Annotated in this window: 9 protein-coding genes and 1 tRNA gene; 5 read left to right on the top strand and 5 right to left on the bottom strand. The window is 71.3% G+C overall.

Translation table 11 applies throughout. The features are described 5' to 3' along the window. Positions 1-105 precede the first annotated feature (105 nt). From ABZ621_RS23935 to ABZ621_RS23925, 3 genes are all read left to right on the top strand, one after another. A complete protein-coding gene (locus ABZ621_RS23935; protein ID WP_360607752.1) occupies positions 106-1185 on the top strand; it encodes an SGNH/GDSL hydrolase family protein in 1080 nt (359 codons plus the stop codon). Between the two features lie 112 nt (positions 1186-1297). After that, entirely contained in the window at positions 1298-2518 is a 1221-nt protein-coding gene (locus ABZ621_RS23930; protein ID WP_360607750.1) for an acetyl-CoA C-acetyltransferase, read from the top strand. Between the two features lie 253 nt (positions 2519-2771). Beyond that, positions 2772-3608: a hypothetical protein gene (locus ABZ621_RS23925; protein WP_360607748.1), complete on the top strand. Its 837-nt coding sequence runs from the start codon at positions 2772-2774 to the stop codon at positions 3606-3608. A gap of 51 nt (positions 3609-3659) precedes the next feature. Here the strand turns inward: ABZ621_RS23925 and ABZ621_RS23920 are convergent, their stop codons facing one another. The 3 genes from ABZ621_RS23920 to ABZ621_RS23910 all read right to left on the bottom strand — a co-directional run bounded on the left by ABZ621_RS23920 (position 3660) and on the right by ABZ621_RS23910 (position 5223). Continuing rightward, positions 3660-3989 carry a hypothetical protein gene (locus tag ABZ621_RS23920; RefSeq protein ID WP_360607746.1) on the bottom strand — a complete coding sequence of 110 codons (330 nt, stop codon included), beginning with the start codon at positions 3987-3989 and terminating at the stop codon, positions 3660-3662. A gap of 86 nt (positions 3990-4075) precedes the next feature. Then, entirely contained in the window at positions 4076-4978 is a 903-nt protein-coding gene (locus tag ABZ621_RS23915; protein WP_360607744.1) for a Bax inhibitor-1/YccA family protein, read from the bottom strand. A 159-nt stretch (positions 4979-5137) separates the two neighbouring features. After that, positions 5138-5223, bottom strand: a tRNA-Leu gene (locus ABZ621_RS23910). 401 nt (positions 5224-5624) lie between these two features. On the opposite strand from ABZ621_RS23910, the gene ABZ621_RS23905 reads away from it, so the two are divergent. Beyond that, entirely contained in the window at positions 5625-6395 is a 771-nt protein-coding gene (locus tag ABZ621_RS23905) for an ABC transporter ATP-binding protein (protein WP_360607742.1), read from the top strand. A gap of 58 nt (positions 6396-6453) precedes the next feature. Continuing rightward, positions 6454-8985 (top strand): FtsX-like permease family protein, encoded by a 2532-nt coding sequence (locus ABZ621_RS23900; protein ID WP_360607740.1) that lies wholly within the window; start codon positions 6454-6456, stop codon positions 8983-8985. Between the two features lie 58 nt (positions 8986-9043). On the opposite strand, the gene ABZ621_RS23895 is transcribed toward ABZ621_RS23900, so the two are convergent. Both ABZ621_RS23895 and ABZ621_RS23890 read right to left on the bottom strand, forming a co-directional pair. Further along, positions 9044-10339 (bottom strand): cyclopropane-fatty-acyl-phospholipid synthase family protein, encoded by a 1296-nt coding sequence (locus tag ABZ621_RS23895; RefSeq protein ID WP_360607738.1) that lies wholly within the window; start codon positions 10337-10339, stop codon positions 9044-9046. 165 nt (positions 10340-10504) lie between these two features. Then, positions 10505-11893, bottom strand: coding sequence for an NAD(P)/FAD-dependent oxidoreductase (locus tag ABZ621_RS23890; protein ID WP_360607736.1), 1389 nt, complete (start codon positions 11891-11893; stop codon positions 10505-10507). Positions 11894-12038: the final 145 nt, after the last annotated feature.

Here is a 12038-nt window from a genome sequence, read left to right as displayed (position 1 = left end):
GTGGCCAGCGTATGCGTAGTCGGGACGCCTTTCGGGGCAGGTAGACCCTGAACGGACCCGGAGGAGCTGTGGGACCGGTACGGCTCGGAGGAGGTGACGCCCGCGATGTCCAGGGCGAGGGTGGCGCGCCGGATCGCGGCGGGAGCGGCGTACGGCGGCGGGAGCATCGGCCTGATCGGCGTGGCCGCGGTCGGGATCCTGCTGGCGGAGGCGCAGCTCGCGAAGCGGACGGTGGGCACGGGGACCGCTCCCCTGCCGCCGGCGGTGGACGGTCTCTACGGCAGGGCCTTCGGCACGGAGGACCCGCTCCGGCTGGCCCTTCTGGGTGATTCCACGGCCGCCGGGCAGGGCGTGCGCCGGGCGGGTCAGACGCCGGGCGCGCTGCTCGCCTCGGGGCTCGCGGCGGTCGCGGAGCGTCCGGTGGTGCTGAAGAACGTGGCGCTGTCGGGGGCCCGCTCGGACGATCTGGAGCGGCAGGTGTCGCTGCTGCTCGCGCAGCCGCTGGGCCCGCCGGACGTCTGCGTGATCATGATCGGGGCGAACGACGTGACGCACCGGACGCCGGCGACGGAGTCGGTACGGCTCCTGGCGGCGGCGGTGCGGCGGCTGCGGACGGCCGGGGCGGAGGTGGTGGTCGGCACCTGCCCGGACCTGGGCACGATCGAGCCGGTGTACCAGCCGCTGCGCTGGCTGGCCCGGCGGGCCTCGCGGCAGCTGGCGGCGGCGCAGACGATCGTGGTGGTGGAGCAGGGCGGGCGGACGGTGTCGCTGGGCGACCTGCTGGGCCCCGAGTTCGCGGCGAACCCCCGGGAGATGTTCGGGGTGGACCTCTTCCACCCGTCGGCGGAGGGGTACGCGACGGCGGCGATGGCCGTGCTGCCGACCCTGTGCGCCGCGCTCGGCGTGTGGCCGGAGCCCGACCGGCTGGAGCCGGGCCGCCGCGAGGACATCCTGCCGGTGGCGAAGGCGGCGGCCGAGGCGGCCAAGCAGGCGGGCACCGAGGTGACCGGCGCCCGGGCCCCGTGGGCCCTCCTGAAGCACCGCCGGCGGCGGCGGCTCACGGAGGCCGCGGAGGCCGCGGAGGCGCAGGGCGCGGAGGCGGAGGGCGCGGCCCCCGGGGACGTACGGGAGGCACGCCGGGAACCGGCCGTCGAGCCGCTGCCGCACGACTCCCCCCACGCCTGAGCAAGCGCTTAGAAAAGAGGCCCTCATCACACGTCGATCCCGATGACCCCGTGCGGTACGTGCAGGTAACTTCCCTTTGAGTCCGACCGCCCACCAGCCCTCTGGAGCCGTGATGCCCGAAGCCGTGATCGTCTCGACCGCCCGTTCCCCCATCGGCCGGGCCTTCAAGGGCTCCCTGAAGGACCTGCGCCCCGACGACCTCACGGCCACGATCATCCAGGCCGCGCTCGCCAAGGTCCCCGAGCTGGACCCGCGCGACATCGACGACCTGATGCTGGGCTGCGGCCTCCCGGGCGGCGAGCAGGGCAACAACCTGGGCCGGATCGTCGCCGTCCAGATGGGCATGGACCACCTGCCGGGCTGCACGGTCACCCGCTACTGCTCCTCCTCGCTGCAGACCTCCCGGATGGCGCTGCACGCGATCAAGGCGGGCGAGGGCGACGTCTTCATCTCGGCGGGCGTCGAGATGGTGTCCAGCTTCGTGCGCGGCAACTCGGACTCGTGGCCCGACACCCACAACCCGCTCTTCGCCGAGGCCGAGGCCCGCACCGCGGCCGTCGCCGCCTCCGAGGGCTCCGCCTGGCACGACCCGCGCGAGGACGGCCTCGTCCCCGACGCGTACATCGCCATGGGCCAGACCGCGGAGAACCTCGCCCGCTGGAAGGGCATCAGCCGCCAGGAGATGGACGAGTTCGGCGTCCGCTCGCAGAACCTCGCCGAGCAGGCCATCAAGAACGGCTTCTGGGAGCGCGAGATCACCCCCGTGACGACCCCGGACGGCACGGTCGTCTCCACGGACGACGGCCCGCGCGCCGGCGTCACCCTGGAGGGCGTGCAGGGCCTCAAGCCGGTCTTCCGCCCCGACGGCCTGGTCACCGCCGGCAACTGCTGCCCGCTGAACGACGGCGCCGCAGCGCTCGTCATCATGTCGGACACCAAGGCCCGCGAGCTGGGCCTGACCCCGCTGGCCCGGATCGTCTCCACCGGCGTCTCCGGCCTCTCCCCCGAGATCATGGGCCTCGGCCCGGTCGAGGCGTCGAAGCAGGCCATCAAGCGCGCCGGCCTCACCGTCGGCGACATCGACCTCGCCGAGATCAACGAGGCCTTCGCCGCCCAGGTCATCCCCTCCTACCAGGACCTCGGCCTGGACCTGGACAAGGTGAACGTCAACGGCGGCGCCATCGCCGTCGGCCACCCCTTCGGCATGACGGGCGCCCGCATCACCGGCACCCTGATCAACAGCCTCCAGTTCCACGACAAGCAGTTCGGCCTGGAGACCATGTGCGTCGGCGGCGGCCAGGGCATGGCGATGGTCATCGAGCGCCTCAGCTAGTACGGCCGCGGGGGCCGCGCTCTCCACTCGCCGAACGCGTCAACCACCCCGCGTCCAAGCCGTGACCGAATCTCCCCCAGGATGTGACATACATCCCGGGGGAGTTCGTTTTCCCAGGTCAGAGCTGCTACGGGACTAAACACCCGGCCAAAATACCTGTCCGTTTCGTGACGTAATGCACTGACAGGGGGTCCCGGGGCGCGACAAGCTGATGTAGGAAGTCGGGGGATCGACTCGAACCGGGAGTACGTCAGTGAGCGCCATGTCTCTTGCCCTGCTGCTGACCACGGCCGCTGCCACGGCCGTGGGCGCTGCTGCCCTGCACCACGTGCGGGGTCTCCGCAAGGAGGTCACCGCCCTGCGCACCGAGCTCGCCGCCGACCGCGGCGTGACGGTCCCCGCGGCACGCACCTCGCCCGCCGCCGAGATACGGGCCGCGGTCACCGAGGCGCTGGCCGAGGAGCGCGAGCGCGAGCTCGCCGAGGCGCGGGCCTTCTGGGCGGCGCAGGAGGCCCGGGACGCGGCCGACGCGCCCTCCGCCCTCCTCGGCGGCCTGGGCGGCGAGGAGTCCACCGGGCTCTTCGTGCCGCGCCAGACCGACTTCGTGGGCCTGGAGGCGATGGCCCTGGAGGCCATGGAGGCCGAGGCGGCGGCGCTCGACGGCATCGTCGACCCGGTGGACGACTTCCCCGAGTACCCCGAGGACTCCGCGGAGCTGGCCGCCGCCCGCCGCCGGCACCCCTCGCACCCGGACTTCGTGCCGGTGCAGACCCCGGTCGTCACGGACCACGAGCGCACGGTGGCGCGCCTGGAGGAGCTGGCCGACACGGCCACGGCCCTCACGGACGTCCGCCCCGGCCCGCTCGGCACGCTGGACGTGTACGTCTTCGCCGACGGCACCACGCTCTGCATGACCCCCGGCCACCGCGAGACCGCCGAGCGCCTCGCCGAAGCCCTCCGCGCCGGGCGCACCCCGGTCCTCCTCGGCGGCTCCGGCGTCTCCGGCGCCTTCGCCCTGACCTTCTCCTACGGCGACACCGACGACGAGAACGTCTACATCCTCGCCGACCGCGTCATCGCGTCCCTCTGATTCCCCGCGCTCCTCGCGGCGTGAGGCCCCAGGGGGCGCCACCCGGCCCCCCTACAGCCCCGACCGCTCCAGCGCCTCCCGTACCAGACTCACGGCCTCGCCCAGCTCCCGCTCACGGGAGGGGGACGGGGCCGTTCGCAGTGCCTCGGCGAGGTCCGTGCCGGCCACGGCCAGCTGGTCGGCGACCACGAAGACCCCCGCGTCGGGAATGATCCGCGGCTCCGGGCCCGGCGTCTCCACCGCCTGCGCCCGTACCGCGAGCTCCCGCGCCAGGGCCAGCCCCTCCGCCGCCGCGCCCCGCTGGAGGCGGCTCTGGGGGGCCGCCCGCAGCCGGTCGGCGAAGCGTTCCACGGCGGCGGTCAGTTCACTCGTATCCAGCACCCGGCCGACCCTACCGCCCTCCGGGCACGCGGAAGGGCCCGCCCGGCGGGTGCCGGACGGGCCCTTCCCCCGAGTCACGGGGTGCGTCAGTCGTCGCCCTGGAGGATCGACAGCAGACGCAGCATCTCCAGGTAGATCCACACCAGGGTCATGGTGAGACCGAAGGCGGCCAGCCAGGCCTCCTCGCGCGGGGCACCGTAGGTGATGCCGTCCTCGACCTGCTTGAAGTCGAGGGCGAGGAAGCAGGCGCCCAGGATGATGCCGATGACACCGAAGAGGATGCCGAGGCCACCGCTGCGGAAGCCGAGGCCGTCGCCGCCCGCGAAGACCGCGAACAGCAGGTTGACCACCATGAGCAGCATGAAGCCCATGGCCGCGGCCATCACGAAGCCGGTGAAGCGGCGGTTGACCCGGATCCAGCCCATCTTGTACGCGATGAGCACACCGGCGAAGACCGCCATCGTGCCGAGCACGGCCTGGATGACCACGCCGTCGGCGATGTACGTCGAGACGGCGGCCGAGATCACGCCGAGGAAGACGCCCTCGAAGGCCGCGTAGCTCAGGATCAGCGCCGGCGACGGCTTGCGCTTGAAGGACTGCACGAGCGACAGGACGAGCGCGACCAGGGCGGCGCCGATGGCGATGCCGTAGGACTTGCCGAGGTTCGCGGGGTCGACCGGCAGCAGCAGCCAGGACAGGACGGCGGTGAGCACGACCGTGCCGAGCGTCATGGCCGTACGGCTCACGACGTCGTCGATCGTCATCACATTGCCGCGCGCCTGCTGCGGGGCGCCCGTCTGGACGTCCTGCGGCGCGTAGGGGTTGGTGGCGTACGGGTTGGCCGCGCCCTCGGCGTACGGGTTGCCGGTCGCGTACGGGTTCGTTCCGACGGCGGGGCCCCCGGCCTGCGGCTGCTGCGCGTTGAAGCCCGCGTAGCCGTTGTCGCGGCTGAACCCCCGTCGCGAGAAGACCGGGTTGCTGCTCCTCATCTCACTCCTCCATGGACGGCCGCACTGCGCGGCCTTGCGTCAAGAGTAATGCGTAGGCAAAAGAAACTCTCTAGTGCTCGGGGAGGATCTTTTGGGAGGGAGGGAGAAGGGCGGGGAGAGGGGCCGTGCGCCGGGCCGCAGGGTCTCCTGGGGCCCGGGTGGTGCCCGGAACCGGACTTGAACCGGTACGGCCCGAAGGCCAGCGAGGTTTAAGCTCGCCGTGTCTGCTATTCCACCATCCGGGCGTTGTCGCGAATGCTCCGCGTTAGCACAGGAGCCTATCGGGGCCCTTCCCCCGTTCAGCGGTAACGAGGGCGCGATGTTGTCTTATTTTATTGACGTCTGAGGGTGCGTCAGCGCAGGTGAGCAGGGTTTTCGCGAACTGTGACCGAGGTCGCGGGCGCAAAGCGGCCACCCCCGGAATGACCAGATCTCGCCGCAGGTGTGTCACCTCCGCCGCGGCCCCCTCGTCGGGGTCGCCGTCATACCAGAGGAGGAGGCGGGAGGGGCCCGGTCCGACCCGAGAGGGCCCTGGGAACGGGCACGTGGGCGGACGACCGCGACACGAACGTTCGAAACGATGGAGTGGTTCCCGGAACACCGGGTTTCCGCTCATCCGATCGACCGTCGTGACAGGAGTCCCCACGTGACCACCACTCCCACCGTGCCCCGCGCCACCGCCGTGGCCGCCCGCGCCACGGAACTCACGAAGGTCTACGGCCAGGGCGAGACCCAGGTGATCGCGCTCGACCGGGTCAGCGTGGACTTCCGCCAGGGCGAGTTCACCGCGATCATGGGCCCCTCCGGCTCCGGCAAGTCGACGCTCATGCACTGCGTCGCCGGCCTCGACTCCTTCTCCTCCGGTTCGGTCCGGATCGGCGAGACCGAGCTGTCCACCCTCAAGGACAAGCAGCTCACCCAGCTCCGCCGGGACAAGATCGGCTTCATCTTCCAGGCGTTCAACCTCCTGCCGACCCTCACCGCCATGGAGAACATCACGCTCCCCATGGACATCGCCGGCCGCAAGGCGGACCAGGCGTGGGTCCAGAAGGTCATCGACATGCTCGGCCTCTCCGGCCGCCTCAAGCACCGCCCGACCGAGCTCTCCGGCGGCCAGCAGCAGCGCGTCGCCGTCGCCCGCGCCCTCGCCTCCCAGCCGGAGATCATCTTCGGTGACGAGCCCACCGGAAACCTGGACTCCCGCTCCGGCGCCGAGGTCCTCGGCTTCCTCCGGAACTCGGTGCGCGAGCTCGGCCAGACCGTCGTCATGGTCACCCACGACCCCGTCGCCGCCTCCTACGCCGACCGCGTGATCTTCCTGGCGGACGGCCGGATCGTCGACGAGATGCTGCGCCCCTCCGCCGACGGCGTGCTCGACCGCATGAAGGCCTTCGACGCCAAGGGCCGTACGAGCTGACGCGGACGCGCCGGCCCCGCACCTGACTTCCGTCCCGCCTTCCTCCAGGACCTCACCCATGTTCCGTACCGCCCTGCGCAACGTCCTCGCGCACAAGGCGCGGCTGCTGATGACCGTGCTCGCCGTGATGCTCGGCGTCGCCTTCGTCTCCGGCACCCTCGTCTTCACCGACACCCTCTCCCAGGCCTTCCGGGGCCAGTCCGCGAAGAGCTACGACGACGTGGCCGTCGCCGTCGCCATGCGGCCGGACCCGGAGGAGGCCGCCAAGAACCCGGGCCTCTCCCAGGCGACCGTCGACAAGGTCGCGAAGCTCGACGGCGTCACCGGCGTCCAGCCCCGCGTCGACGGCTTCGCCGGCGTGCCGGACGCCAAGGGCAAGCTGATCGGCTCCGGCTGGTCCAACAAGGGCACCAACTTCGCCCCCGGCCCCGACGGCAAGGACCCGGCCCTCGCCTTCACGTCCGGGAACGGCCCCGCCGGGCCGGGCCAGATCGCCCTCGACAAGGAGACCGCCGACAAGGGCGGCTACCAGGTCGGCGAGCCGGTCCGCGTCGCCACCAACGGGCCGGTGAAGGAGTACACCCTCTCCGGTGTCTTCACCACGGAGGACGGCGCCGTCAACGCCGGCGGCAGCCTCGTCGTCTTCGACGCCCCGGTCGCCCAGAAGCTCTACCTGAAGCCCGGCTACTACTCCGACCTGAACGTCTCGGCCGCCCCCGGCACCGACGACGAGAAGCTCCGCGACGAGGTCCTGAAGGTCGTCCCGAAGGCCGCCACCGCGCAGACCGGCCAGGCCCTCGCCGACGAGCAGGCCCGCGAGATCGAGTCCGGTCTCGGCATGCTCAACCAGATCCTGCTCGGCTTCGCCGGCATCGCGCTCTTCGTCGGCGTCTTCCTGATCTCCAACACCTTCACGATGCTGGTCGCCCAGCGCACCAAGGAACTGGCCCTGATGCGCGCGGTGGGTGCCTCGCGCAAGCAGATCACCCGCTCCGTCCTGGCCGAGGCCGGCATCGTCGGCCTGGTCGCCTCCGCCGTCGGCTACCTCCTCGGCGTCGGGCTCGCCGTGGGCCTGCGCTCCGGCATGGCCGCCTTCGACATGAAGGTCCCGGACGGCGACCTGGTCCTCGGCGCCACCCCGGTCCTCGCCGCCTTCGGCGTCGGTGTCGTCATCACCATGCTGGCCGCCTGGCTGCCCGGCCGCCGCGCCGCGAAGATCCCGCCGGTCGCCGCCATGAACAGCGTCCACGCCACCCCGAACGCCAAGTCGCTCGTCGTGCGGAACTCGATCGGCGCCGCGATCACCGCGATCGGCGCGGTCCTGATCGTGCTCGGCGCGAACACGGGCGGCGACGAGGGCCGGATGACCATCGCGGGCGGCGCCTTCGCCACCCTCATCGGCATCATCATCCTGATCCCCTTCCTGTCCCGGCCCGTGATCGCCCTGATCCGCCCCTTCTTCGTGAAGGCCTTCGGGATCTCCGGCAAGCTCGCCGGCCTCAACGCGGTCCGCAACCCGCGCCGCACCGGCGCCACCGCCTCCGCCCTCGCCATCGGCCTCACCCTGGTCACCGGCCTCACCGTGATCGGCGTCAGCGCCGGCCAGGCCATCGACAAGATGACCGTCGACGGGGTCAAGGCCGACTACATGGTCATGATGGCCAGCGGCGACGGCCTGTCCCAGGAGGCCCTCACCGCCCTGGAGAAGACCGCCGGCGTCACCGCGGTCTCCCCGCAGCAGGCCGGCGCCCTGGAGATCAAGGGCACGTTCACCTCCGCCTCCGGCGTCACCCCCGGCCAGATCGACAAGCTCCTCAACCTCAAGGTCGTGGAGGGCTCGCTGGCCGGCCTCGCCCAGGGCCAGATCGCCGTCGCCCAGGACACCGCCGCCAAGCGGGGCCTGAAGGTCGGCTCCTCCGTCCCGGTCGAGTACCTGGACAAGAAGAAGGGCGCGCTGACCGTCACCGCCCTCTACGAGGGCAACGAGTTCCTCTCCCCCGTCGTCATGGACGCGAAGATCCTCGACGCGCACGACCCGCAGAAGTACATCCGCGAGATCTACGTCTCGACCGACGGCGGCCCCAGCGACGCCAACGAGCAGGCGCTGATCAAGGCCATGGGCGACAACCCCGCCATCTCCGTCCTCGACAAGAAGGACATCCGCGACACCTTCGGCGGCCAGATCAACCTGATGCTGAATATCATGTACGGCCTGCTCGCGATGGCCCTGATCATCGCCGTCCTCGGTGTCGTCAACACCCTCGCGATGTCCGTCTTCGAGCGGCAGCAGGAGATCGGCATGATCCGGGCGATCGGTCTCGACCGCCGCCGGGTCAAGCGCATGGTCCGCCTGGAGGCCGTGGTCATCTCGGTCTTCGGCGCGATCGTCGGCATCGGCCTCGGCACCTTCCTCGCCTGGGCCCTCGGCAAGACCTTCGAGGCGAGCATGCCGGGCTACGGCCTGGTCATGCCCTGGGACCGGGTCGGGATCTTCCTGCTCCTGGCCGCCCTGGTCGGCGTCCTCGCCTCCCTCTGGCCGGCCCGCAGCGCCGCCCGCCTGAACATGCTCAGCGCCATCAAGGCCGAGTAGGCACCGAGGTACGAGAAGGGCCGGTCCCCCGCACGGGGACCGGCCCTTCCGGCGTCCTCTACTCCGTCCACTCCCGCGTCCGCAGCGGCAGCCCGCTCGTCCCCGGCGCCGGCGTCCTCACCGCCAGGAACTGGTTCACGCCGATCCGGTTGCGCTCGAAGGAGACCGCCGAGGCCGCCATGTACAGCCGCCAGATCCTCGCCCGGCCCGGGGAGGTCAGCCGGACCGCGCGGTCCCACTCCCCCTCCAGGTTCGCCACCCAGCGGCGCAGCGTCAGCGCGTAGTGCTCGCGCAGCGCCTCCACGTCCCGGACCTCGAAGCCGGCGTCCTCCAGGGTCGTCAGGGTGCGGCCCATCGGGGCGAGTTCACCGTCGGGGAAGACGTACGCGTCGATGAAGGCGTCCACCTCGTACGCCTCCTCGTCGGGCTCCGGGCGGCGCGAGATCTGGTGGTTCAGGAGCCGCCCGCCGGGCTTCAGGAGGCCGTACAGGAGGTCGGTGTACTCCCGGTACCGCTCCGCTCCGACGTGCTCGGCCATGCCGATGGAGGAGATCGCGTCGAAGGGCCCGTCGGGCACGTCCCGGTAGTCCTGGACCCGGATCTCGATCCGGTCGGTGAGGCCCTCCTCGGCGATCCGCTTGCGGGCGAAGGCGGCCTGCTCGCGGGAGAGGGTGATGCCGACGACCCGGGCGCCGTACTCGCGGGCCGCGTGGATCGCCATGGAGCCCCAGCCGCAGCCGACGTCGAGGAGCCGGTCGCCCTCCTTCAGGGCCAGCTTGCGGGCGACGAGGTCGAGCTTGGCCCGCTGGGCCTCCTCCAGGGTCCCGCCGTCCGTCCAGTAGGCACACGAGTAGACCATCGACGGGCCGAGCACCAGGGCGTAGAAGTCGTTGCCGACGTCGTAGTGGTGGCTGATCGCCTGCCGGTCGCTGCGCCTGCTGTGCCGGCCGCCGCCGCGGCCCTTCGCCTCCTCGGCCGGCGGCTTCGGCGGCGGCAGCGGCCCGGCGAGCCGCAGCAGCGCCCCGGCGGCGGCCCGCATCCGCGGATCGCGTGCGACGGAGAGCAGGCCGCGGGTCTCCTCGCCGCGCTCCCAGATCAGTCCGGAGAGCCGGTCGAGCGCCTCGTACAGGTCGCCCTCGACGTCGAGCTCCCCGGCCACCCAGGCGCGGGCCAGGCCCAGTTCGCCGGGCTTCCAGATCATGCGGCGCAGCGCCTTGCGGTCCCGGATCACGAGCACGGGTCCGTCTCCCGCCGGCCCGGCCTCGCTGCCGTCCCAGGCGCGCAGGCGCACGGGGAGGGGACTTCCCAGCAGATCCTCGGCGAGGGTAGCGAGCCGCGTCGCGGCGTCGGCCATGGTGAAACACCTCCGTGGTCCTTGCCCCAGATTGGTTCGTCACCAAGGGAACACCGTCGGTAGGGGTTTGCCATCCCGCCGCGACGCAAGGAGTGTGCAAAACACGCCGAAGGGCCGCCCGCACCACGGATGACGGACGGCCCTTCGGTACTGCCGGGGGTGCTGCTACGCCTTGGCCTTCTCCGGGGCCGGGGCGGCCGCGGCCGGGGCCGGGGCGGGCTTGGCGGCCTCGTAGAACTCCTCGCGCGGCGTCTCCATGGCGCCGAGCGAGACGACCTCGCGCTTGAGGAACATGCCGAGGGTCCAGTCGGCGAAGACGCGGATCTTGCGGTTGAAGGTCGGCATCGCCATGCCGTGGTAGCCACGGTGCATGTACCAGGCGAGACGGCCCTTGAGCTTGATCTTGAACTTGCCCATGACGATCATGGCGACGCCCTTGTGCAGACCGAGTCCGGCCACGGCGCCCTTGTTGGCGTGGCTGTACTCCTTCTGCGGGAAGCCGCGCATGCCGGACACGACGTTGTCACCGAGGATCTTGGCCTGGCGCAGGGCGTGCTGGGCGTTCGGCGGGCACCAGGCGCGCTCGGCCGGGACGCCGGCCTTGATCGCGGCCATGTCCGGGACCTGGGCGTTGTCGCCCGCGGCCCAGACGTAGTCCATGCCGTTGACCTGGAGCTTCTCGTTGCAGTCCACGTGGCCGCGGGGGCCGAGCGGCAGACCGAAGCGGGCGAGCGCCGGGTTGGGCTTGACGCCGGCGGTCCACACGATGGTGTTGGAGTCGACTTCGAGGCCGTTCTTGAGCACGACGTGGCCGTCCACGCAGGAGTCCATGGAGGTCTCCAGGTAGATCTCGATGCCGCGGCTCTCCAGGTGCTCCTTGCCGTACTGGCCGAGCTTGGGGCCCACCTCGGGGAGGATCTTGTCCGCGGCGTCGACCAGGACGAAGCGCATGTCCTCGCGCGACACGTTCTGGTAGTACTTCGCGGCGTCGCGGGCCATGTCCTCGACCTCGCCGATCGTCTCGGCGCCGGCGAAGCCGCCACCGACGAAGACGAAGGTCAGGGCCTTGCGGCGGACCTCCTCGTCGGTGGTCGAGTCGGCCTTGTCCAGCTGCTCGAGGACGTGGTTGCGCAGACCGATGGCCTCCTCGATGCCCTTCATGCCGATGCCCTGCTCGGCGAGGCCGGGGATCGGGAAGGTGCGGGAGACGGCACCCATCGAGATGACCAGGTAGTCGAACGGCAGCTCGTACGCCTCGCCGACGAGCGGCGCGATCGTGGCGACCTTGCGGTCCTGGTCGATGGTGGTGACCCGGCCGGTGAGCACCTCGGCTCCGCGCACGACGCGTCGCAGCGGGACGACGACGTGGCGCGGCGAGATGCTGCCGGCGGCGGCTTCGGGGAGGAAGGGCTGATAGGTCATGTACGACCGGGGGTCGACGACCGTGACGGTCGCCTCGGCGTAACGCATCTTCTTGAGGATGCGCCGCGCGGCGTACAGGCCAACGTACCCGCCGCCTACGATGAGGATCCTGGGACGCTCCGTGGTGCTCATGCCATCGAGTATCCACCCACTCGGGGGGGTCACCTCGTGCGCCCCTTCACAAGCTTCCGAGGGCACTCTGCTACACTCCGCCGCCCACGTGATCCAGGTCATGGTCGTGCAAAGGAACCGGAATGCACTGGTGAACGTTGTTCAC

The sequence above is a fragment of the Streptomyces sp. NPDC007863 genome (assembly GCF_040633895.1).
In the GTDB taxonomy this organism is placed as follows: domain Bacteria; phylum Actinomycetota; class Actinomycetes; order Streptomycetales; family Streptomycetaceae; genus Streptomyces.
Note: the sequence above shows the minus strand (reverse complement) of the source record. Positions and strands in the feature narration are given on the sequence as shown.

Coding starts and splice junctions, on each gene's coding strand:
- ABZ621_RS23935 (WP_360607752.1), top strand. CDS start 106: ATGTCCAGGGCGAGGGTGGCGCGCCGGATCGCGGCGGGAGCGGCGTAC.
- ABZ621_RS23930 (WP_360607750.1), top strand. CDS start 1,298: ATGCCCGAAGCCGTGATCGTCTCGACCGCCCGTTCCCCCATCGGCCGG.
- ABZ621_RS23915 (WP_360607744.1), bottom strand. CDS start 4,978: ATGAGGAGCAGCAACCCGGTCTTCTCGCGACGGGGGTTCAGCCGCGAC.
- ABZ621_RS23900 (WP_360607740.1), top strand. CDS start 6,454: ATGTTCCGTACCGCCCTGCGCAACGTCCTCGCGCACAAGGCGCGGCTG.
- ABZ621_RS23895 (WP_360607738.1), bottom strand. CDS start 10,339: ATGGCCGACGCCGCGACGCGGCTCGCTACCCTCGCCGAGGATCTGCTG.
- ABZ621_RS23890 (WP_360607736.1), bottom strand. CDS start 11,893: ATGAGCACCACGGAGCGTCCCAGGATCCTCATCGTAGGCGGCGGGTAC.